Annotated in this window: 20 protein-coding genes and 1 pseudogene; 15 read left to right on the top strand and 6 right to left on the bottom strand. The window is 37.2% G+C overall.

Annotation, left to right across the window (positions count from 1 at the left end):
• Positions 1 to 44: 44 nt before the first annotated feature.
• Complete coding sequence (map, locus tag RBB48_RS07370; protein ID WP_002096176.1) at positions 45 to 839, bottom strand: type I methionyl aminopeptidase; 795 nt, start codon at positions 837 to 839, stop codon at positions 45 to 47.
• A gap of 157 nt (positions 840 to 996) precedes the next feature.
• Between map and RBB48_RS07365 the strand changes: the two genes are divergently transcribed.
• Genes RBB48_RS07365 through RBB48_RS07350 form a run of 4 tightly spaced genes read left to right on the top strand, consistent with a single transcriptional unit; the run spans position 997 to position 4,360 of the window.
• Positions 997 to 1,899: an ABC transporter ATP-binding protein gene (locus RBB48_RS07365; protein WP_064470372.1), complete on the top strand. Its 903-nt coding sequence runs from the start codon at positions 997 to 999 to the stop codon at positions 1,897 to 1,899.
• Positions 1,896 to 2,630, top strand: coding sequence for an ABC transporter permease (locus tag RBB48_RS07360; RefSeq protein WP_306007494.1), 735 nt, complete (start codon positions 1,896 to 1,898; stop codon positions 2,628 to 2,630). The genes RBB48_RS07365 and RBB48_RS07360 overlap by 4 nt, the downstream gene beginning before the upstream one ends.
• The gene (locus RBB48_RS07355) at positions 2,631 to 3,761 is read left to right on the top strand and encodes a sensor histidine kinase (RefSeq protein ID WP_097907574.1); all 1,131 of its coding nucleotides are present in this window, start codon (positions 2,631 to 2,633) and stop codon (positions 3,759 to 3,761) included.
• Entirely contained in the window at positions 3,758 to 4,360 is a 603-nt protein-coding gene (locus tag RBB48_RS07350; protein WP_000619265.1) for a response regulator transcription factor, read from the top strand. The genes RBB48_RS07355 and RBB48_RS07350 overlap by 4 nt, the downstream gene beginning before the upstream one ends.
• A gap of 31 nt (positions 4,361 to 4,391) precedes the next feature.
• Here RBB48_RS07350 and RBB48_RS07345 read toward each other — a convergent pair.
• A pseudogene (locus RBB48_RS07345) lies at positions 4,392 to 4,938 on the bottom strand (M4 family metallopeptidase); the annotation flags it as partial.
• A gap of 168 nt (positions 4,939 to 5,106) precedes the next feature.
• Here RBB48_RS07345 and RBB48_RS07340 point away from each other — a divergent pair.
• Complete coding sequence (locus RBB48_RS07340) at positions 5,107 to 5,970, top strand: helix-turn-helix domain-containing protein (protein WP_063222538.1); 864 nt, start codon at positions 5,107 to 5,109, stop codon at positions 5,968 to 5,970.
• 83 nt (positions 5,971 to 6,053) lie between these two features.
• Positions 6,054 to 6,191 (top strand): quorum-sensing peptide PapR, encoded by a 138-nt coding sequence (locus RBB48_RS07335; protein ID WP_063222537.1) that lies wholly within the window; start codon positions 6,054 to 6,056, stop codon positions 6,189 to 6,191.
• A gap of 16 nt (positions 6,192 to 6,207) precedes the next feature.
• Here RBB48_RS07335 and RBB48_RS07330 read toward each other — a convergent pair whose 3' ends face one another.
• The 3 genes from RBB48_RS07330 to cls form a co-directional block, all read right to left on the bottom strand.
• On the bottom strand, positions 6,208 to 8,886 hold the full coding sequence (locus RBB48_RS07330) for a DUF4084 domain-containing protein (RefSeq protein ID WP_088608227.1): 2,679 nt from the start codon (positions 8,884 to 8,886) through the stop codon (positions 6,208 to 6,210).
• Between the two features lie 128 nt (positions 8,887 to 9,014).
• Positions 9,015 to 9,968, bottom strand: coding sequence for a UV DNA damage repair endonuclease UvsE (uvsE, locus tag RBB48_RS07325; RefSeq protein WP_306007506.1), 954 nt, complete (start codon positions 9,966 to 9,968; stop codon positions 9,015 to 9,017).
• Positions 9,969 to 10,000: 32 nt separating this feature from the next.
• Positions 10,001 to 11,194: a cardiolipin synthase gene (gene cls, locus RBB48_RS07320; protein ID WP_306007493.1), complete on the bottom strand. Its 1,194-nt coding sequence runs from the start codon at positions 11,192 to 11,194 to the stop codon at positions 10,001 to 10,003.
• 353 nt (positions 11,195 to 11,547) lie between these two features.
• On the opposite strand from cls, the gene RBB48_RS07315 reads away from it, so the two are divergent.
• The 8 genes from RBB48_RS07315 to pyrG all read left to right on the top strand — a co-directional run bounded on the left by RBB48_RS07315 (position 11,548) and on the right by pyrG (position 21,470).
• Entirely contained in the window at positions 11,548 to 13,659 is a 2,112-nt protein-coding gene (locus tag RBB48_RS07315) for a (Fe-S)-binding protein (RefSeq protein WP_001086763.1), read from the top strand.
• A 9-nt stretch (positions 13,660 to 13,668) separates the two neighbouring features.
• Entirely contained in the window at positions 13,669 to 14,952 is a 1,284-nt protein-coding gene (locus tag RBB48_RS07310) for an acetyl-CoA C-acetyltransferase (protein ID WP_097889523.1), read from the top strand.
• A gap of 56 nt (positions 14,953 to 15,008) precedes the next feature.
• Complete coding sequence (locus RBB48_RS07305) at positions 15,009 to 15,860, top strand: 3-hydroxybutyryl-CoA dehydrogenase (RefSeq protein WP_000538863.1); 852 nt, start codon at positions 15,009 to 15,011, stop codon at positions 15,858 to 15,860.
• Between the two features lie 72 nt (positions 15,861 to 15,932).
• Entirely contained in the window at positions 15,933 to 17,063 is a 1,131-nt protein-coding gene (locus RBB48_RS07300; protein WP_087985984.1) for an acyl-CoA dehydrogenase, read from the top strand.
• Positions 17,064 to 17,084: 21 nt separating this feature from the next.
• Positions 17,085 to 18,224, top strand: a complete 1,140-nt coding sequence (gene acdA, locus RBB48_RS07295; RefSeq protein WP_306007492.1) for an acyl-CoA dehydrogenase AcdA — start codon at positions 17,085 to 17,087, stop codon at positions 18,222 to 18,224.
• Positions 18,225 to 18,290: 66 nt separating this feature from the next.
• Positions 18,291 to 18,920, top strand: a complete 630-nt coding sequence (locus RBB48_RS07290) for a TetR/AcrR family transcriptional regulator (protein WP_048542708.1) — start codon at positions 18,291 to 18,293, stop codon at positions 18,918 to 18,920.
• A 154-nt stretch (positions 18,921 to 19,074) separates the two neighbouring features.
• Positions 19,075 to 19,605 carry a DNA-directed RNA polymerase subunit delta gene (gene rpoE / locus RBB48_RS07285; RefSeq protein WP_048542705.1) on the top strand — a complete coding sequence of 177 codons (531 nt, stop codon included), beginning with the start codon at positions 19,075 to 19,077 and terminating at the stop codon, positions 19,603 to 19,605.
• Positions 19,606 to 19,862: 257 nt separating this feature from the next.
• Positions 19,863 to 21,470 (top strand): CTP synthase, encoded by a 1,608-nt coding sequence (gene pyrG, locus RBB48_RS07280; RefSeq protein WP_000170450.1) that lies wholly within the window; start codon positions 19,863 to 19,865, stop codon positions 21,468 to 21,470.
• 31 nt (positions 21,471 to 21,501) lie between these two features.
• Here pyrG and RBB48_RS07275 read toward each other — a convergent pair whose 3' ends face one another.
• A complete protein-coding gene (locus tag RBB48_RS07275; RefSeq protein ID WP_088064869.1) occupies positions 21,502 to 22,026 on the bottom strand; it encodes a DUF2529 domain-containing protein in 525 nt (174 codons plus the stop codon).
• Between the two features lie 202 nt (positions 22,027 to 22,228).
• Here RBB48_RS07275 and spo0F point away from each other — a divergent pair, with 202 nt between their 5' ends.
• Positions 22,229 to 22,597, top strand: coding sequence for a sporulation initiation phosphotransferase Spo0F (gene spo0F / locus RBB48_RS07270; protein WP_000398593.1), 369 nt, complete (start codon positions 22,229 to 22,231; stop codon positions 22,595 to 22,597).
• The last annotated feature ends 96 nt before the right edge of the window (positions 22,598 to 22,693 follow it).

The raw sequence follows: 22,693 nt of genomic DNA, 5'->3' as shown, positions 1-22,693 counted from the left end.
GCTGTTTTATGTGGAATAAATCTACAAAACAGCCGTTTTTGGTATTAGATTTCTGTTAAGATTATCGGCTCGCCGCGTGTTACGACAACTGTATGTTCACATTGTGCAACAAGGCTTTTATCAGGTGTAACGAATGTCCAACCATCATCGCCACGTTCGATAATGTGATCAGCTTTCATAGAAATGAATGGTTCTACAGCGATAACAAGACCGTCTTTTAGAAGCGCATTATCCATTGGGTCAAAGTAGCTTAAAATGTGGTTTGGTGCTTCATGTAAGCTAAGACCAATACCGTGACCAGTTAAGTTTTGAATTACATTATATCCATTTTTATGTGCAAAGTTTGAAACAGCACGACCAATTTGGTTTTGTTTGGAACCAGCTTTCACCTTTTTCATTGCTGCCCAAAATGCATCAACCGCTGCTTGGCAAAGCTTTTCTTTTGCTTCATCTTCTCCAAGTACAAATGAAATACCTGTATCTGCATAATAGCCATCAAGTGCAGCAGATACGTCGACATTTACTAAGTCGCCTTCTTTTAATACGCGATCTCCTGGAATACCGTGAGCAACTTCTTCGTTTACACTGATGCAAGTTACACCTGGGAAATCATATTCTTTTTCAGGTGCAGAAATAGCACCATGCTCATCTAATACTTTTTTACCGATCAAATCAAGCTCTTTCGTTGTCATACCTGGCTTCGCTTCTTTTTTCATTTCTTCACGTGCAAGTGCAACGATGCGGCCGATTTTTCGTAAGCCTTCTAAATCTTGTTCATTACGAATAATCATGAAAACCACTGTCCTTCCTCGAATGTATATCTTACCCGATTGTATCATGTTTATTTTCGTCCTGCTACTCGCTTGCGGTATGTGGGTTGATTCCTCTCATAAGGAATACATGACAATTGTCATATCGATGTCATGACGCATCATACTGTTTCCTAAGTTTTCCAACACGTACAATGTAAATATAAGAAACAGCGGGGGTGGAGAGATGGAAAAGATTATAGAAGTAAATGGTGTTTCTAAAACATTTAAATATAAAAAGGCAGTAAATAACGTTTCATTTCATGTGAATAAAGGAGAAATAGTAGCACTACTTGGACCGAATGGTGCAGGGAAAACGACGACGATGTCGATGATGCTTGGATTAAAGGATCCGACGGAAGGAACTGTTTCTATATTTGGAAAGAGTCCCAAGCATAGAGATGTTCGTAATAGCCTCGGTGCGATGCTACAAGAAGTAAGTGTCATTGATAGCATTACAGTAGAAGAGGCAATTGAGTTATTCCGTAGTTATTATACGAATCCGGTAGCGAAAGAAACGTTGCTACAGTTATCAAATTTAGAATCGGAGCGAAAGCAAAGATGTGAGAAATTATCAGGTGGGCAAAAAAGAAGATTAAACTTTGCACTCGCACTTGCAGGAAATCCTGATTTGTTATTTTTAGATGAGCCGACAGTTGGAATGGATATTACGTCTCGAAGAACGTTTTGGGAAACAATTCGAAAGTTAGCAAGTGAAGGGAAAACAATTATTTTAACAACGCACTATTTAGAAGAAGCGGATGCATTGGCGAATCGCATTTTATTATTTGCGAATGGAAAGATTATCGCAGATGGTACACCAGATGAGATGAAGGCGACGATTTCGCGAAAAACAATCAAGTTTTATTCGAAGGAAAGTATTCCTGCAAAATTACTAAAAGAATTACCAAACGTAACCGAAGTACAGTCAAACGAAGGGCACTTCACTTTAACAACTGAAGATACAGATGAAACTTTAAAAGCAATTTATCAAAAGAACTTACCTGTAACAGATGTTTCAGTTGAACGTGGAAGTCTTGATGAAGCATTTGAACAGTTTATCGCAAATCAGGAGGAGGGAATCGCATGAGAGCTTTATGGATGCAATGCAAAATAGAAATTTTACGTACGTTTCGTAATAAATTGTTTATCTTTTTCTCATTACTAATGCCAGTTATGTTTTACTACATTTTCACAAATGTTATTCAAGTGCCACAAAACGGAGATGCTTGGAAAGCGCATTATTTAATCTCAATGGCGACTTTTAGTATTGTAGGGACGGCACTTTTTAGTTTCGGTGTAAGGATTTCTCAGGAAAAGGGGCAAGGGTGGACACATTTGTTAAAAATTACACCACTTCCAGAGGGGGCATATATAACAGCCAAAATCATCGCTCAAACTGTAGTGAATGCTTTTTCAATCTTAGTTATCTTTATCGCAGGAATATTAATTAATCATGTCGAGTTAACAGTAGGGCAATGGATTGGCGCTGGATTATGGTTGTTGTTAGGTGTAACACCATTTTTAGCGTTAGGAACAGTAATAGGTTCTATTAAAAAGGCAGATGCAGCAGTGGGTTTAGCGAATATTTTAAATATGAGTCTAGCTGTAATTGGTGGCCTATGGATGCCGATTGAAGTATTCCCAAAAATATTAAGAACGATTGGTGAATGGACACCAACATATCACTTCGGAAGCGGTGCATGGGATATTGTAGCTGGAAAATCAGTTGGTTGGGAAAATATCGCGGTACTAGGAGGTTATTTCCTTATATTTGTTGTAATATCAATATATATAAGAAAAAGACAGGAAGCGGTATAAATGATAGAGAAGAAGAGGATTGAGATTTTTCCGAAACAGATGGGTTTCTTCCCGTATATGTGGCTTGTGTATCTGTTATTTCCAATTTACCATCTAGCACAAGCATCGGGATGGAAGCTTGTAATGGGGAGTGGTATGTTGATACTTTTTGTTATCACATACCGTCAACTTTATTTTGTTAATAAGACTTTCGTTTTATGGGCATGTATGCAAATGATACTCACACTGCTATTTGCTTTTTATTATAATGCCTTCATGATATTCTTTGGTTTTTTCACAGCAAGTGCGATAGGGTTTGCGCCAAATAAGAAAGAGTTTCGAGTGTTGTTAAGTTTGTTAGCTGTAATGCTTGGAATTTTTATATTTGTAAATATGAATCAAATATCAACTACAAGTTTAGTGAATATTGTTCCGATGTTTATTTTAATGCTTATTACGCCATTTGGTATGCGCAACTTTAATCAAAAAAAGATGTTAAGAAATCAATTAAACGAAGCGAATGAGCAAATTAAAGACTTAGTAAAACGTGAAGAGCGGCAGCGGATTGCAAGAGATCTTCATGATACGTTAGGACATACGTTATCACTCATTACTTTAAAAAGTCAGCTCGTGGAGAAGTTAATTGTTAAAAATCCGGAGCGTGCAAGTGCGGAAGCGAAGGAAATTACACAAACATCTCGTACCGCTTTAAAGCAGCTAAGGGAATTAATCTCTGATATGCGTATGATTACAGTGGAAGAAGAGCTTGAGCAAATAAAAGCAATCTTACAAGCTGCTACTATTGAATTAGAAATAAAACAAGAAACGAGTGCAAGTTCGTTATCACCAATTGAACAAAATATTTTAGGAATGTGTTTACGTGAGGCTGTGACGAATGTTGTAAAGCATAGTAAGGCGACGCGTTGCACAGTTTCTGTACTAGAATCACAAGGTGAATTAATTTTGACAGTAGAAGATAATGGAGTTGGTTTAGCAGATCAAAACCATGATGGAAATGGCATTCGTGGTATGAAAGAGCGCATCGCTCTTATTGACGGGTTTGTTGAACTGGGTACGATCAATCCAGGGACACTATTAATAGTAAAAGTACCAGTTGTCATTAGAACAGGAAAAGATGAGGTGAGGGCATGATTCGAATTATTATTGCAGAAGATCAGCGGATGCTTCGTGGTGCATTGGGGGCCCTACTTGATCTAGAAGATGATATTGAAGTAATTGGGCAAGCTGCGAACGGGGAAGAAGCGCTAAAACTAATTGAATCGCTACAACCTGATGTAAGCATTATGGATATTGAAATGCCAATTCAAAGCGGATTAGATGTTGCGGAAACGTTACAGAAAGAAAAATCAGCATGCAAAGTAATGATTTTAACAACATTTGCACGCCCTGGATATTTTGAACGAGCAATGAAAGCTGGCGTGCACGGATATTTATTAAAAGATAGCCCAAGTGAAGATTTAGCGGCAGCGATTCGTAATGTAATGAAAGGAAAGCGAGAGATTTCTCAAGATTTAATGTTCGGCTTATGGCAGGAGCAAAATCCGTTATCAGATCGTGAAAAAGAAGTATTGCTACTTGCGAAAGAAGGAAAGACGGCAAATGAAATTGCGAAGGCGCTCTATCTTTCGCCTGGTACAGTACGTAATTATATTTCTGAAGTATTAACGAAGCTTGATGCGAAAAATAGAATTGAGGCAATTACAATTGCGGAAGAAAAGGGATGGATATGAAAAGAAGTTTACCTATGAGTGGTAAACTTCTTTTTTTCTTATAAACAAGTATTTCAATAGAGAGTTTCGTCGCAGTCGCATCGCTCAGAATTTGAAGTATATCGCGTAATTTAGATTTTACTTCATTTTTCGACAAAAAATTTGTTATAGTAAGATTAGGTTGTTGGTCTAAATTTTGGACAATTTTACCACTAACAGTTGTAATTACTCCATTTTTATCTACTTTTACAATAAAATCTTGGCAATATACTTTGTAATTTTTGTAAGTTTGTGCAAGGTGAACTTCGGTTTGATTTTCTTTTGTTTCTTTATTTGTAGGTTGGGAATCTACATTCATTTCAGTTGTCACTCACTCTTGTTGAGCTTTAGCCTCGTTTATCTCACCCTTTAAATATTTTTTCGCCATATATTTTTATATCATTTTGAGGTTGTGTTAATTTTTAAATCGTTAAACTAGGCTGAGCGATTTCAACTTTTACTTCATTTCTATCTAGTTCTTGGGTGTGAATAGCTTCTGCTGATAAAGGATAAAGAAGACCGAATGTAACGAAAGCACGGGCAAATTTTCTATAATTTATCTATAAAATTACTAGTCTATTATATTATGTGAGATGGATTGTATGAAAAATTTGCCGAATTTTATATATATTATGCATTATTTCATATCAAAAATTGTCGAATTCACATTATTGTAGTGGTATGACAACTCAAAAAATTAGATTGTTATAATGGGATGGTGAGTAAGTATGAACGCAGAAAAATTAGGAAATGAAATAAAGAAAATTAGGGTGATGAGAGGATTAACACAAAAACAGTTGTCTGATAACATATGCCATCAATCGGAAGTGAGCAGAATTGAAGCGGGCGCAGTATACCCAAGTATGGATATATTGCAAGGTATTGCAGCAAAATTACAAGTTCCCATTACTCATTTTTATGAGGTACTCATTTATTCTGATATTGAGAGGAAAAAGCAGTTTAAAGATCGAATTCAAGTATTGAGCAAGAAAAAAAAATATGATGAAATTTATAAAATTGTTTCAAATGAACTTAAGAAAGAAAAATCCCATCCAGAATTTAATCAGTTTCTTCTTTGGTACTATTACTTATCTGCATATGTTTTGAAGAAACTCGATTTTGAATATTGTATTTTAGAGTTAAAAAAAATTGTACATCAATCATATGGAGGGGTAGATGTATTTCAAGATTTATATATTGAAAATTCTATTGCAATCATTTATGCAGAAAACGATCAATTGGACAAAGCAATGACACTATTCCGAGAAATTTTAAAACAGTTAGAATCATTTAACAATAACCAAGTATTTATAGTTAAAGTTCGATATAACTATGCAAAAGCTTTATGTTTGAGTAATCATTTTGAAGATGCACTATATCAATTGAATGAAGCAATTGAGACTTCCTGTCATATAGGAAGTATGGAGTTAATTGGGCATTTATATTACCAAAAGGGTGAGTGTCTGGAGAAATTAGATTATGCATCAAATGAAATTAAAGAAGTTTATGAAAAAGCTTCTTTATTCTTTGATTTATTAGATTTGCATTCATATAAAGCGGCTGTATTAAAGAAAAAGAAATATTTAAATTAAGGTTGGTCCCGATATGCATATTTGCATATTTTACAAGTATATTTTTGTGATATATTTACAAGAAAAAACATAGGGTGATAAATATGAAGAAATTTCTTGTTTGTAGTTTAGTAGCCGTTGCAATGTTGTCTGGTATTGCCTTTGGAGTAAGTCAAGAGCAAGTGCTAATAAATCAGCAAGATCAAGTACAATTAGCTCGTGATATACCGTTTGAACATTAAAAAACAACCGTCTTACTTAGACGGTTGTTTTTTTGTGTAGTAACATCCAAACGTCTTTACTAGAAACAGGCTTGCTAATAAGGAATCCTTGAATGTGGTCACAGTTTTGTTCATATAAAAACTTCCATTGTTCTTCCGTCTCTACACCTTCTGCAATAACTTCTAAATTTAGTTCTTTAGATAGTGTAATGATGGAGGAGATAATCGCTTCCTCTAAAGGACTATTTGTAATTCCGCAAATAAACTCTCGAGCAATTTTTAATGTGTTGATTGGGTATTTTGTTAAATAAGCTAAAGAACTATAACCAGTTCCAAAGTCATCGATTGAAATTTGAATACCGAGATTTTGAAGCTGTTCTAGTTTGGAAATGACAGATTGATTTTGATTAATTGCGATACTTTCTGTGATTTCGATATCTAGTGCTTCTGATTTTAGTTCGGTTTCTTCTAACACTTTTGAAATAGTAGGGATTAAATCTGCATGGTTAAATTGAACAACAGATAAATTCACACCAACTTTTAAGTGAGAAAACCCTTGATTATGCCATCTTTTTGCCTCTAAGCAAGCCGTACGTAAAATCCAATTTCCAAGTTCAATAATAAATCCGGTTTCCTCCGCTAGAGGAATGAATTGGGCAGGAGACACGATGCCGAGTTTTGGGTGCTTCCAACGAATTAATGCTTCAAAACCGATAATTTGTTTTGTTTTCGTACTTACTTGTGGCTGATATTCAAGGAAAAATTCATTTTGTTGTAATGCTTTTGCAAGTTCGCCTTCTAAGAATTGAATTTCATTTTGGGCGATACTCATTTCTTTTGAGAAGAAAACAAATCTGTTTTTCCCATTTGCTTTCGCGCGATACATAGCCATATCGGCATTTTTCATTAATTCAGTAACATCGGTTCCGTAATCAGGATACATGGCAATACCGATACTCGGTGTAATAGATAGTTCTTCGTCTTTAATGAAGAATGGTTTGTTTAAAATGGTTAAAATTTGTTCAGCTATAAAAGCAGCACTTTTTTCTGAGTACATATCTGGTAATAGAATTGTAAACTCATCTCCGCCTTGGCGAGCAACGATATCCTTCGAACGCAAGCAACTGCGTAACCTTTTTGCTACTTCAATTAATAATAGATCTCCGACGTCGTGACCAAGTCTATCGTTAATTTTTTTGAATCGATCTAAATCAAGGAACATGACGGCAACATCATTTGCGCTAGTTTGAGCTATATTTAAAATGTTCTTTAAATCTTTTTCAAACTTTCGGCGATTTGGTAATCCAGTCAGTGCATCATGAAAGGCTAAATGTTCTACTTGTTTTTGTTTTTCATATAAAGTTGTAATATCACGTGCTATGCCGAACATCCCAACAACTTCTTTGTTTATGAAAGTAGGGATGAGTGTAACGTGAAGGTAATAGTAATAGCCTTCTTTTTCTTTTGTGCGAACTTCTAAAGTTTGTGGTCTACCTTCTTTTGTTATTTGTAAAGCTTTCTTTAGTAGATCATGGTCTTTTGAGTCAATAAAGTGTAGAAGAGAATAGCTTTCTACTTCACAATAGTAGGCAGTAAATAAGCTTTCACAAGCTGTATTAGATTGTTGGAAAATACCATCCATATTTAAAGAGAAAACGGCATCAGGATGATCTTCGAATAATGATTTATAGCGTTGTTCACTCTTTGATAACGCAGATGCACCCTCTTCTACTTTGCCTTCTAGTTGTGTAGTCAACTGTTCATATGTATCGATTAGTGCTTGATTATCTTTCCACATGTAAAGTTGTCGTAGGAATAATAAGATGAGTGATAATACTAGACCGATTAGCATGAACTTATCATCCCAAGGTTGAATAAGAATAAAGGAAAAAGTAATGATTATACTGAAATAGGGTAATATAAAGCGCACATAATCAAATCGATAATACTTTGTTTTCGTTTCATGCTGCATTGGTTTGTCCAAAATGTATAGTATGGAAGATAAACCAATTAATAAAATTGAAGCAGTATGTACTAAATAAGAGACTTCAGAAGAAGTTTTCATCCCCATGTTTAGTTGGAACAGATGTATATACCCGTACACAAGTATGATAGTAAAACCGATAATTAATGAAATTCTGCTAGCAGAATATTGTTCTCGTCTATATAGGCTAATAACGGCGTAAATTACTAATGCTTGTGCAATAAAGTATCCAATTAAAACCCAGTGATCTGTTGTTAACATACGAAAGCTTGAGAGGTCCAAAATAAAAGTTAAGGTAAAATAAATATTCATAATAACAATAAAGATGCTATCGAATGAAAATTGAGCAAGGCCTCTAATAGAGTAATGTTTTATGAATTTGATAGCAAACCCAGAAAAGAGCAAAATATATTGTATGATGAAAAAGGGCAATGCCTTATATGAGAATATGACTTGATCATATATAGAAAGTGAATGAAGGAATAAAGTTATTTCCATAGTTAGTCCGCATATGCAAGTGCAGAGTAATAAAACCCAAAATAATTTATCACTACGCTTCATTTTCTTAATAGCTTTATATAAGCAATAGCAAGAAAAGAGTGCAGCAAAACAAAATAAGAAGAGAATTCCAATTTCTTTTATATTCAAGTCCTTAGGGATAAGAAATATCCAAAGGGAAAATATAATTATATACATCGTGACAAAGTGTACATATTTTTTTTGATTAATCATATTATGGCTCCGTTTCAATAAAGTTGAATCGCAGGTGGAAAATGCTAATTCCAATCATAGCATATACAATAGGTTGTTTTTTACTATAAAAATTACTTTTTTTGAAAAAAATAGCTCAACATTACAATTTACCATTGTAATGTTGAGCTATTTACTCTTTTTATCCCTCTTATAGAGGATAATTCATGCATTAATTGCAGCATTGCTAAATCTTTCTGTTTACTTTCAATCATAATATCGAAATTATGGTTGATTTTTTTTGCAATGTGTAAGAAAGGCTTAATAAACTCTAAATCAATATATTCAGAGTGAGCCCTAAATTCTTTTTTTGATTTAGGGGAGGAAATGTGAACTTTAGGAGGGACATTTGTATGTGACCAAGTTTCAAAAATTGCAGGGAGTAACACTTCTAGCGGTTCCTCGCAAAGGTTTGCCATGTGATGATGATAATCAAATACGAATGGAATCTTTTCTTTTTGGCAAATCGATAAAGTTTCAGCAGTTGTATATGTTTTATCATCATTTTCAAGCGTCATTTGCTCTTTTATATGTGCAGGAAGTTTTTTTATGTTTTCATGGAAACGTCCAACTGCTTGTTCTTTATTTCCATAGGCACCACCTACATGGATGTTAATATAAGAAGAATCTGCAATTCCTATTGCATCTAATACTTTATAATGATAGGCCATATCTGTAATAGCGTTAGTTGTAATATGTGGCTTGTCGCTTGTAAATAGCGTAAATTGATTTGGATGAAAACTTACTCGTAAATTGTGTTCTCTAATTAATGCCCCAATTTTACGCCAAAACGGTGTAAATGCACCGATATAATCAAACTCGACTTCGGGATGCGTTGCAAGTGGGACGATGGAAGAAGATAAGCGATATAATGGAATTTCATGCGCTATATTGTAATGAAGAATACGTATTGTATGCTCGAGATTTTGCCGTGTAACATCGTATAATTTATCTTCTCGTTCTTGTTTATTAAGCTTTTGAAAGCTTGTAAATGTCATCGTTTTAGCCGGAGAACAGTCCCAGAGTGCCATTGCATGTGAGACATATCCGAAACGCATAATCATAATGAATACATCTCCTTTATCCATTATCTTTCCTATAGAAAGAAAGCAAGTATCGTTCCTACCCATTCTTTTCCCCTATCAATAAGAGAATGCGGGCTAACATCTTTAAAGGAAAGTAATGACGCATTTTCTAGATCTTCATGGAATTTGTTTTTTACTGTTTGTATAAAATGTTTATCATATAAAAGGCAGTTGATTTCATGGTTAATATATAAACTTCTCATATCAAAGTTTGCAGTTCCAATATCACAAATATAATCATCGACTATAATAACTTTAGCGTGAAAAAAACCTTGTTGAAATGCGTAAATATTACACCCAGCTTGCATTAACTTTCGGCAATATGGGAATTTTGCTTCGCGAACAAGGGCGTGATCTGCTTTTTCTGGAACGAGAACCGTGATTTGGACCCCACGTTTTCGCGCTTTTAATAATGCATTCATAATTTTCTTCCCAGGAATGAAATATGGTGTACCGATAAAGAGTTCTTTTTCCGCACTTTCGATTAAATGTAAAAATGTATTTTGCAAATAGGCACCATCAGTAGGGATAAAACGATGTAGAATGATTCCTGGTTGTTGCTTAGGAAAATAAAGAGGTGAATCTAATAAATTTTGGTTCGTATCGTCGAGCCAATCATGTAAAAATTGCTTTTGTAAATCTTGTATTCCTTCTCCTGTAAGGCGTAAATGATAATCGCGCCATAATCCTAATTTTTGATTATGCCCTAAATATTCTTCTCCAATATTAAACCCACCAATATAACCAATTTTCCCGTCAATAACTGTAATTTTTCTATGGTTTCTTTGATTTGCAGAAAAGAACGGAAAAGGAAATTTCACTTTATGACAAAATGAAAAAGAGACGCCGTGTTTTTGTAGGGAACGAATTGCCTCGTTTGATAAATAATGGCTTCCCAATCGATCGAGTAAAAGTCTTACTTCAATTCCTTCCTGTGCCTTATCGATAAGTAACTTTAAAAATTCACGACTGATTTTATCGTTTTTTACAATGAAGAATAAAACGTGCACATGGTGCCTTGCTTGTTGTATATCAGTAAATAAAGCATCATATAAATCTTGACCGTATGTATAAAGGTGAAAATTACTTTGACGTAAAGGGAAAGTACGAGAGCGCACACGCTTTAAATGAAGAATCCTCCCATATAAAAGGTCAATTGTGATCCAAAGAGTAACGCATATTAACAAGAGAGATAAGAAGAACATAAGTGAATTCCCTCCTTTGCATTCTTTTCGCCTTCATTTTACTGGCTGCCCGGAAAATCCCGATTGGCTTCACCTTATCCCATATTAAGGGGTGGTAAGCCTCCTACTTAAAAATTAGGCTTACTTAAAGGAATCAGGCGAGAGGAAACAACCCCCTACGGATTAAAGTTTCACTTTATAGTTTCACCGAAATAAACAGCTTTATTAAAAAATATGTTGTTGTATAACAAAAAACTGTTGACTGAATGCTCACTCATTATATAATGAAGACAGGGGATAAAATTCAGAAAATTATATGTTTTTGAAGATTCTAAAAAAGAAAGAGGGCTTACAAAGAGAGGGGTAGCATAAAAATGAATAGCTTACTGATCATTAATTGGCTGGCTGCCATTGCTGTTATTGCTTATGCGGGATATTTGTTTGTGTATCTTATACGGACGAGGATGGCCTACATACAGTTAGGAAAAAAGATTGAATTTGACCGTCGTTTTAAAGAGCGTTGGGATCTCCTTAAGGTCAATGTTTTCGGTCAGAAAAAGCTGCTGAAAGATAAGAAGAGCGGCATTATTCACGTTATGTTCTTTTACGGATTTATTCTTGTCCAATTTGGAGCAATTGACTTCGTTTGGAAAGGACTCGCACCAGGATCACATCTTCCACTTGGACCACTATACCCTGCATTTACATTCTTCCAGGAAATTGTCACACTTGTTATTTTAATTGCAGTCTTTTGGGCTTTTCATAGACGTTATGTTGAGAAGCTAGTTCGTTTAAAACGTAATTTCAAATCAGGCCTTGTTCTTATCTTTATTGGTGGCTTAATGATTTCTGTGCTACTTGGTAATGGGATGGGAATTATATGGCACGGCGAGGAGCTTTCATGGAGTGAACCGATCGCTTCTGCAATCGCTTACGTTTTCTCGGGAATAAATGAAACCGCAGCTATTTCTGTGTTCTATTTCTCTTGGTGGGTGCATCTACTAATTTTGTTAACGTTTTTAGTGTATGTTCCACAATCAAAACACGCGCATTTAATTGCGGGACCAGTTAACGTTTTCTTCGGACGTCTTTCAAATCCAGGGAAACTTGAAAAGATTGACTTTGAAGATGAAACGCAAGAAACATTTGGTGTTGGTAAAATCGAAGACTTTAGACAAAATCAGCTTATTGATTTATACGCTTGCGTAGAGTGTGGTCGCTGTACAAATATGTGCCCGGCAACAGGGACAGGGAAAATGTTATCGCCGATGGATTTAATTTTAAAACTTCGCGATCATTTAACTGATAAAGGAGCAGCAGTGACATCAAAAGCACCGTGGGTTCCAGTAGTTGCTTTTAATAATACACAAGGAAATCAGTTAGCGATGATGGCAGCTGGGAAAGGGCAACAAGAATCAGCAGCTACAACGCTTGCTTACGATCCGAGTTTAATCGGAGATGTTATTACAGAGGAAGAGATTTGGGCTTGTACAACGTGCCGTAACTGTGAAGATCAGTGTCCGGTTATGAATGAGCATGTTGACAAAATCATTGATTTACGCCGCTATCTCGTTCTAACAGAAGGAAAGATGGACGCGGAAGCGCAGCGTGCGATGACAAATATCGAGCGTCAAGGGAATCCGTGGGGACTGAACCGTAAAGAGCGTGAAACTTGGCGCCAAGGTGATGATGAAGTAACGGTTCCAACTGTAAAAGAAAAATCGAAAGCTGGCGAGGAGTTCGAATATTTATTCTGGGTTGGTTCAATGGGATCATATGATAATCGTAGTCAGAAGATTGCGATATCGTTTGCGAAGTTAATGAACGAAGCAGGTATTTCATTCGCGATACTTGGTAATAAAGAAAAGAATTCTGGAGATACACCGCGACGTCTTGGAAATGAATTTGTCTTCCAAGAGATGGCGACAAAGAATATCGAGGAATTTGAAAAAGCAGGAGTGAAGAAAATCGTTACGATTGATCCTCACGCTTATAACACATTTAAAAATGAGTATCCAGACTTTGGCTTGCAAGCAGAAGTCTATCATCATACAGAATTGTTAGCTCAGTGGGTGAAAGAAGGACGCTTAAAACCTGTTCACGCTATTGAGGAAACAGTTACGTACCATGATTCCTGTTACTTAGGAAGATACAACGAAGTATACGAAGCGCCACGCGATATTTTGAAAGCAATTCCTGGTGTGAATCTTGTAGAAATGGCACGTAACCGTGAAACCGGAATGTGCTGTGGCGCAGGTGGTGGCTTAATGTGGATGGAAGAGACAGCAGGTTCACGTATTAACGTTGCTCGTACAGAACAAGCACTAGCTGTGCAACCATCCATTATCGGTACAGGTTGTCCATATTGCTTAACGATGATTAGCGATGGGACGAAAGCGAAAGAAGTAGAAGAGAAGGTTCAAACTCTTGATGTAACAGAGATTTTAGAACGCTCTGTTATCGGACAGAAGAAAGAAGCGATGTAATCTGCAAGCATGAATACAACTTTAGAGAGAGGTGCAATTGTTGCACCTCTTCTCAACGTAAGAACACCGAGCGAGCGCTCGGTGCTAAAAAAAGAGATGGGGGAAATAGATATGAGTAAAACAGTTATTTTAAGTGCTGCAAGAACACCGGTTGGGAAATTTGGAGGATCTTTAAAAGACGTGAAGGCGACAGAACTTGGGGGAATTGCAATTAAAGCAGCGCTTGAGAGAGCAAATGTTTCTGCTAGTGATGTTGAGGAAGTTATATTTGGAACGGTTATTCAAGGGGGACAGGGGCAAATTCCATCGCGCCAAGCTGCGAGGGCTGCTGGAATCCCTTGGGAAGTACAGACGGAAACAGTGAATAAAGTTTGTGCATCAGGGCTTCGTGCGGTTACGTTAGCGGATCAAATTATTCGTACTGGCGATCAATCACTAATTGTAGCTGGCGGTATGGAGTCGATGAGTAACAGTCCTTACATTTTACGAGGTGCAAGATGGGGATACAGAATGGGGAACAACGAAATCATCGATTTAAACGTTGCTGACGGCTTGACATGCGCATTTTCAGGTATACACATGGGTGTTTATGGCGGAGAAGTTGCGAAGGAAGATGGAATCTCTCGCGAAGCGCAAGATGAATGGGCTTATCGTAGCCATCAGCGTGCGGTTTCAGCGCATAAAGAAGGACGTTTTGAAGAGGAAATCGTGCCAGTAACGATTCCGCAAAGAAAAGGCGATCCTATTGTCGTTGCAAAAGATGAGGCGCCACGCGCGGATACAACGATTGAAAAATTAGCGAAATTAAAACCTGTATTTGATAAGACGTCGGCAGTGACAGCGGGTAATGCTCCTGGACTAAATGATGGCGGTGCTGCGCTCGTATTAATGAGCGAAGACAGAGCAAAGCAAGAAGGAAGAAAGCCATTAGCGACAATTTTGGCACATACAGCAATTGCAGTGGAGTCTAAAGATTTCCCAAGAACGCCAGGTTATGCAATTAACGAATTGTTGAAAAAAACAGGCAAGACAATTGAAGATATCGATTTATTCGAGATTAATGAAGCATTTGCAGCGGTAGCAATTGCAAGTACAGAGATTGCAGGAATTGACCCAGATAAATTGAATGTAAATGGCGGCGCAGTGGCAATGGGACATCCAATTGGAGCAAGTGGAGCGCGTATTATCGTTACACTTATCCACGCACTGAAGCAGCGCGGCGGCGGAATTGGAATTGCTTCTATTTGTAGCGGTGGCGGTCAAGGTGACGCAATTATGATTGAAGTTTGTTAATTTACGTGTAGGTGATTTTTGATTTATTAACAATTTATATTAAGGGGGAAGAAAGAATGGGTGTACAAAAAATAGTTGTAATTGGTGCAGGACAAATGGGTTCGGGAATCGCACAAGTATGTGCAATGGCAGGATATGATGTGAAGGTACAAGATTTAAAACAAGAGCAATTAGACAGAGGATTGGCTATTATTACGAAAAACTTAGCGCGTCAAGTAGAAAAAGGGCGCATGAAGGAAGAAGAAAAGGAAGCGACGTTAAATCGCCTTACAGTAACGCTTGATTTAGATTGTGTGAAGGAAGCGGATCTTGTTATTGAAGCGGCTGTTGAGAAAATGGACATTAAAAAGAAAATTTTCGCGAATCTAGATGAAATCGCTCCAGAACACGCAATTTTAGCGACGAATACGTCCTCTCTACCAATTACTGAAATTGCAGCAGTAACGAAACGCCCAGAAAAAGTAATTGGCATGCATTTTATGAATCCAGTTCCAGTTATGAAACTTGTTGAAATTATTCGTGGTTTAGCTACAGATGATGAGGTGTATGAAACAATTGAAGATATTACGAAAAAAATCGGGAAAGTGCCAGTCGAAGTAAATGATTTCCCAGGATTTGTATCGAACCGTATTTTATTACCGATGATTAACGAAGCGATCTATACGTTATATGAAGGTGTAGCGACGAAAGAAGCGATTGATGAAGTAATGAAACTAGGTATGAATCATCCGATGGGACCACTTACATTAGCTGATTTTATCGGTTTAGATACATGTTTATACATTATGGAAGTGTTGCATGAAGGATTAGGAGATAGTAAATATCGCCCATGTCCATTATTACGCAAGTATGTGAACGCAGGATGGTTAGGACGTAAAACAGGCCGTGGTTTCTACGTTTACGAATAAAGTCCTCCTTTTATTAAAATAGTGGTCTTACCAAATTATTAAAAAGATATATAGCAAACGGAGGCGGAGTACATGAACTTTCATTTTACTGAAGAGCAACAAATGATGAGGAAAATGGTTCGAGATTTTGCGCAGAAGGAAATAGCTCCCTTTGTTCCTAGTATGGAACAAGGGGTGTTCCCGAAAGAGATTTTGCAGAAGATGGGTGAGCTTGGACTAATGGGTATTCCAGCGCCTGCAAAATATGGCGGGGCAGAAATGGATTTTATTTCTTACATTTTAGCAATTGAGGAAATTTCAAAGGTAAGTGCAACGGTTGGTGTAATTTTAGCTGTACATACGTCAGTTGGAATGAACCCGATTTTATATTTTGGAACAGAAGAACAGAAGCAGAAATATGTTTCTAAACTTGCGACTGGTGAATATTTAGGTGCATTTGCATTAACAGAACCAAATGCAGGATCAGATGCAGGGAGTTTGAAATCAAGAGCTGTAAAGAAAGGCGATCACTACATTATTAATGGATCGAAAGTATTTATTACAAATGGCGGTGAAGCAAGTACATACATTGTATTCGCTTCTACAAATCCAGAGGCAGGAAAAAGTGGGATTTCTGCATTTATAGTAGAGAAAGATACACCAGGCTTAGTTATCGGCAAAGATGAGCATAAAATGGGACTTCTTGGTTCTCGCACGGTACAACTTACGTTTGAAGATATGAAAGTGCCGGCCGAGAATTTACTTGGTGAAGAAGGACAAGGATTTAAGGTGGCAATGGCGAATTTAGATGTTGGACGAATTGGAATCGGAGCGCAGGCATTAGGAATCGCGGAAGCGGCGCTTGCATGTGCGATTGATTATGCGAAAGAGCGTGAGCAATTCGGCAAGCCAATTGCGGCGCAGCAAGGAATCGGATTCAAACTTGCAGATATGGCGACTAGTGTAGAAGCAGCGCGATTACTTGTATACAGAGCGGCATCGCTAAGAGCGCAAGGATTACCATGCGGTAAAGAAGCTTCTATTGCGAAATTATTCGCTTCTAAGACGGCTGTTGAAGTTGCGATTGAAGCGGTGCAAGTATTTGGTGGTTACGGTTATACGAAAGACTATCCAGTAGAACGATTTTTCCGTGATGCGAAAATCACGCAAATATATGAAGGAACGAGTGAGATACAGAAACTTGTTATTAGTCGAGCTTTATAAAAGGACAAGGGGGAGACGGGAATGCATTTTAAACTATCAGAAGAACATGAAATGATAAGAAAAATGGTTCGGGATTTTGCTAAGAACGAAGTAGCACCGACGGCAGCTGAGCGTGATGAAGAAGAGAGATTTGATCGTGCACTATTTGATCAAATGGCAGAGCTTGGTTTAACCGGCATTCCGTGGCCTGAAGAATACGGCGGAATTGGAAGCGATTACTTAGCGTATGTAATTGCTATCGAAGAATTATCTCGTGTTTGTGCTTCAACAGGTGTAACGCTGTCTGCACACACTTCACTTGCTGGTTGGCCAATTTTTAAATTTGGAACGGAAGAACAAAAGCAAAAATTTTTACGACCGATGGCAGAAGGAGCGAAAATTGGCGCATACGGTTTAACGGAACCAAGTTCTGGTTCAGATGCTGGCGCAATGAGGACAACTGCGAAACGAGATGGAGACCATTACATTTTAAATGGATCGAAAATCTTTATTACAAATGGCGGTATTGCTGATATTTATGTTGTTTTTGCGTTAACTGATCCCGAATCGAAGCAGCGTGGTACGAGCGCGTTTATTGTGGAAAGTGATACACCAGGATTTTCAGTTGGGAAGAAGGAAAGCAAGTTAGGGATTCGCTCTTCACCAACAACTGAAATTATGTTCGAAGATTGCCGTATTCCTGTAGAGAACCTACTAGGGGAAGAGGGGCAAGGATTTAAAGTTGCGATGCAAACATTAGATGGCGGCCGTAATGGTATTGCCGCGCAAGCAGTCGGTATTGCGCAAGGGGCTTTAGATGCTTCTGTAGAGTATGCAAGAGAGCGTCATCAGTTTGGGAAACCAATTGCGGCGCAGCAAGGAATTGGCTTTAAACTTGCAGATATGGCAACGGATGTGGAGGCGGCGCGTCTTCTAACATATCAAGCGGCTTGGCTTGAATCGGAAGGGCTTCCGTATGGGAAAGAGTCAGCGATGTCAAAAGTATTTGCAGGCGATACAGCGATGAAGGTGACGACTGAAGCGGTACAAGTATTTGGTGGTTACGGTTATACGAAAGATTATCCAGTAGAGCGTTATATGCGCGATGCAAAGATTACACAAATATATGAGGGAACACAAGAGATTCAAAGGCTTGTAATTTCTCGTATGTTAACGAAGTAGGAGCAAAGGCGTAGGTATTTTCCTACGCTTTTTCCTTCCAAAAAATAATAGAGAGAGGTGAAGGGGATGGTTAAACATAATGTACATGCGTCCGTGAAAGATGAAAAATTAGTTGCGTTAAGACGTGAACAAATGATTAAAGGTGCGGTGCAATTGTTTAAGCAAAAAGGGTTCCCACGTACAACAACGAGAGAGATTGCGAAGGCGGCTGGGTTTAGTATTGGAACACTTTATGAGTACATTCGTACAAAAGATGATGTTTTATATTTAGTTTGTGATAGTATTTATGAACATGTAAAAGAAAGATTAGAGGAAGTAGTGTGTACAGAGAAGGGAAGTATAGAAAGCTTAAAGATAGCGATAAAGAATTATTTTAAAGTGATGGATGAATTGCAAGAAGAAGTATTAATTATGTATCAAGAGGTACGTTTTTTACCGAAAGAATCACTCCCATATGTATTAGAAAAAGAGTTTCAAATGGTCGGAATGTTTGAGAATATTTTAGAGCAGTGTACAGAAAATGGGACATTTACATTAAATAAAAAAGAGATACAGCTTCTTGCACATAACATTTTCATACAAGGACAAATGTGGGGATTTAGACGTTGGGCCCTGCAAAAACTGTATACGCTTGAAGAATATACAGAAATGCAAATTAGGTATGTACTGCAAGGAGCGCATATGTTTCCGAAATAAGGAATAGACAAATTATAATTTTATTATCATATTAAAGTTTCCCGTTTTTTTTGTAGCATATTTGTGCGACTTTTGTTTATAATGAATAGTATGGATTTTTTTAAGCAGACCGTTATATATAAGGTTATATTTGAAGAAAGGAAGTGCCGCATAAGTGAATTTTAAGCAATATTCACCAGAAGAGCTAAAAGAATGTTCAATGATTGAAGTTGTACATAGCGTTTTAGGGGATAAAAGACAAGCAACGACATTCAACGAGTTGGTTCGAGAAATCGCTCAAGTGCTGGGACTATCTCAAGAGCAAGTTAATGCGAAACTCGCACAATTTTATACAGATTTAAACATCGATGGACGTTTCATTAATTTAGGAGAAAATCGTTGGGGACTACGTAGCTGGTACCCATATGAGCAAATTGATGAAGAAATCTTACCTCAGCCAAAACCGAAGAAGAAACGTAAAGTTGAAGAGGACGGTTTTGACGACTACATCGAAGAAGATGAAGACTTCGACGATGCAGACGCAAATGAAGAAGAGGTAGAAGATTTGGACAAGGTTCTTGAAGAAGAAGACGGAGACGACGATGATCTTGATGATTTAGATGAAGATGATGACGATGACTTCGCCGAAGAAGAACTTGAGTACGATGAAGCTGAAGCTGAAGAAGAAGAAGAGGAAGAACTGTAGTTCTTGACTTTTCATTATCGTCCATGTAGAATCATTTTTGGGCTCTTTAAAAAAGGACGATAATACTTTTAAAGTGTAAATATAAAAGAAAATTGCTCCCTACTTATTACTTTATGTGATGAGGGGAGCAATTTTCTTTTTTGTTTTTTGTTTAGAAAATAAAAAGAGTCTAACAATAAGATGGATACAGTGTTATCTACATACGTTGCGCTTTGCAACGGTGATTATATAACAGCAAAATAGGAGGGAGCTTTTTCATGACTAAGTATATTTTTGTAACAGGCGGTGTAGTATCGTCTTTAGGAAAAGGTATTACAGCAGCATCTCTTGGAAGACTTTTAAAAAATCGTGGTTTAAACGTAACGATTCAAAAGTTTGATCCATACATTAACGTAGACCCAGGGACTATGAGCCCATACCAACACGGTGAGGTATTCGTAACAGATGATGGTGCAGAAACTGATTTAGACCTTGGTCACTATGAGCGTTTCATTGACATCAACTTAAACAAATACAGCAACGTAACAACAGGTAAAATTTACTCTTCAGTTCTTCAAAAAGAGCGTCGTGGTGAATACCTAGGAGGAACAGTTCAGGTTATTCCTCACATTACTAACGAAATTAAAGAGCGTGTATACCGTTCTGGTCGCGAAACAAACGCGGATGTTGTTATTACAGAAATTGGTGGAACTGTTGGTGACATCGAGTCTCTACCATTCTTAGAAGCAATCCGTCAAATTAAGAGCGACATCGGTCGTGACAATGTAATGTACATTCACTGTACGTTAATCCCGTACTTAAAAGCAGCGGGTGAAATGAAAACAAAACCAACGCAACATAGCGTTAAAGAGCTTCGCAGCTTAGGTATTCAACCAAATATTATCGTTGTTCGTACAGAATTGCCTGTTTCTCAAGATATGAAAGACAAGCTTGCATTATTCTGTGACATTGATACAAAAGCAGTTATCGAAGCACGCGATGCAGATACTTTATATGCGGTTCCATTATCTCTTCAAGAACAAAATATGGACCAAATCGTTTGCGATCACTTAAAATTAGACAATCCAGCTGCAGATATGACAGAGTGGACTGCGCTAGTTAATAAAGTACGTAACCTTTCTAAGAAAACAAAAATTGCTCTTGTTGGTAAATACGTAGAGCTTCAAGATGCATATATTTCTGTTGTAGAAGCACTTCGTCATGCGGGTTATTCATTCGACACAGATGTAGAAGTGAAATGGGTAAACGCTGAGCACGTAACACCAGAGAACGTACAAGAATTAGTTGGTGACACAGATGGTATCCTTGTACCTGGTGGATTCGGCGATCGTGGTGTAGAAGGTAAAATCGTTGCAATTCAATATGCTCGTGAAAACAAAGTTCCATTCTTAGGAATTTGCCTAGGTATGCAACTTGCATCAATCGAATTCGCACGTAACGTATTAGGATTAGAAGGAGCTAACTCTTCTGAAATTAATCCTGACACACCTTATGCAATCATTGACTTATTACCAGAACAAAAAGATGTAGAAGACTTAGGTGGCACACTTCGTCTTGGTCTATACCCATGTAAGCTTGCTGAAGAAACAAATGCTTACAATGCTTACAACGAGCCGGTTGTATATGAGCGTCATCGTCATCGTTATGAGTTCAACAATCAATTCCGTCCGGATATGGAAAAAGCAGGATTTGTATTCTCTGGTACAAGCCCAGACGGTCGTCTAGTTGAAATCATTGAATTAAAAGACCACCCTTGGTTCGTGGCGGCACAGTTCCATCCAGAACTTGTATCTCGTCCAAACCGTCCACAACCATTGTTCCATGACTTCGTAAGTGCTTCTATTACGAATAAAGAGAGCAAGTAATAAAAAAAGCGCCTGAAATAGGGCGCTTTTTTTAATATTCATTTAACATTTCATCGATTGTAAATTTGATCCCATGATATGCAAACAAAGCTATCATTAAACTTGGGAATCCGTAGCGATTGCCTTCATCGTCTGGAATAAGGCCTTTTAACAGCTTAGTATCAATATGTACATCTGTATATTGTTCTAGTGATTCAGTACCTTCTTGAATAGCAGAGATGCCGACAATAGAGTGTCCATCAGCTTGAAGTTTTTTTGCCATTGCTACAACTTCTTCATCTGTTGAAAAACGGCTAATAAGAAGTACACGGTCTGCAGAAGTTACTTCTACTTCTTTACCATTTTCAAATAATCGTTTTGCTTGCTTCATTGGCTCAGTACCGAATAATGCTTCAGCGACAACGCCCTCCATTTCATTTGTACCATGTAAATAAATGAAACCGTCGCCAACTAATGCTTGAGCAAGTAGACGGGCGCTATCTTCTATATTCATTTCTTCTTTTTGAGAAACTCTGGAGAAATAACCACTTAATTGAGTTGAAAAAATTTTTAACATAATGTTACTCCCTTTCGTACGTGTTTACCGGCTTTCATTATAGTTTATTTTTTTAGAAAGGTGAAATCGAAGGGTAGCATAACAAAATAGGAAACGGTAAAATAAGAAAGAATAGGAAGGAATTTGCCAAAGAATAGCGAAAATTAATCGTTAAGATATAAGAAGCTTTAAATCTTGTATTTACACAGAAAGGTTGGGAGTTATGGAAGGTAAAATTTTAATCGTTGATGATCAATATGGCATTCGTGTGCTATTACATGAAGTGTTCCAAAAAGAAGGTTATCAGACATTCCAAGCAGCGAATGGATTTCAAGCTTTAGATATCGTGAAAAAAGATAATCCAGATTTAGTAGTGTTAGATATGAAAATTCCAGGTATGGATGGTATAGAGATTTTAAAACATGTAAAGGAAATTGATGAGAGTATTAAAGTAATTTTAATGACTGCTTACGGAGAGCTTGATATGATCCAAGAAGCGAAAGATTTAGGAGCTTTAATGCACTTTGCTAAACCGTTTGATATTGATGAGATTCGTCAAGCGGTGAGAGAACAGCTTGCTGTAGAGGCGTAAAAAATGAATTTTTTATAAAAAATATGGAAAAAAGCGTTTACATGGACTATTGAGCAGGTGAATACGGTTGAGTTTTTGAGTACAAGTTGTTATCCT

This window comes from Bacillus sp. MMSF_3353 (genome assembly GCF_030733445.1).
Taxonomy (GTDB): Bacteria; Bacillota; Bacilli; order Bacillales; family Bacillaceae_G; genus Bacillus_A; species Bacillus_A wiedmannii.
The sequence above is the reverse complement of the archived record's forward strand: the minus strand, read 5'-3'. Positions and strand labels throughout refer to the sequence as shown.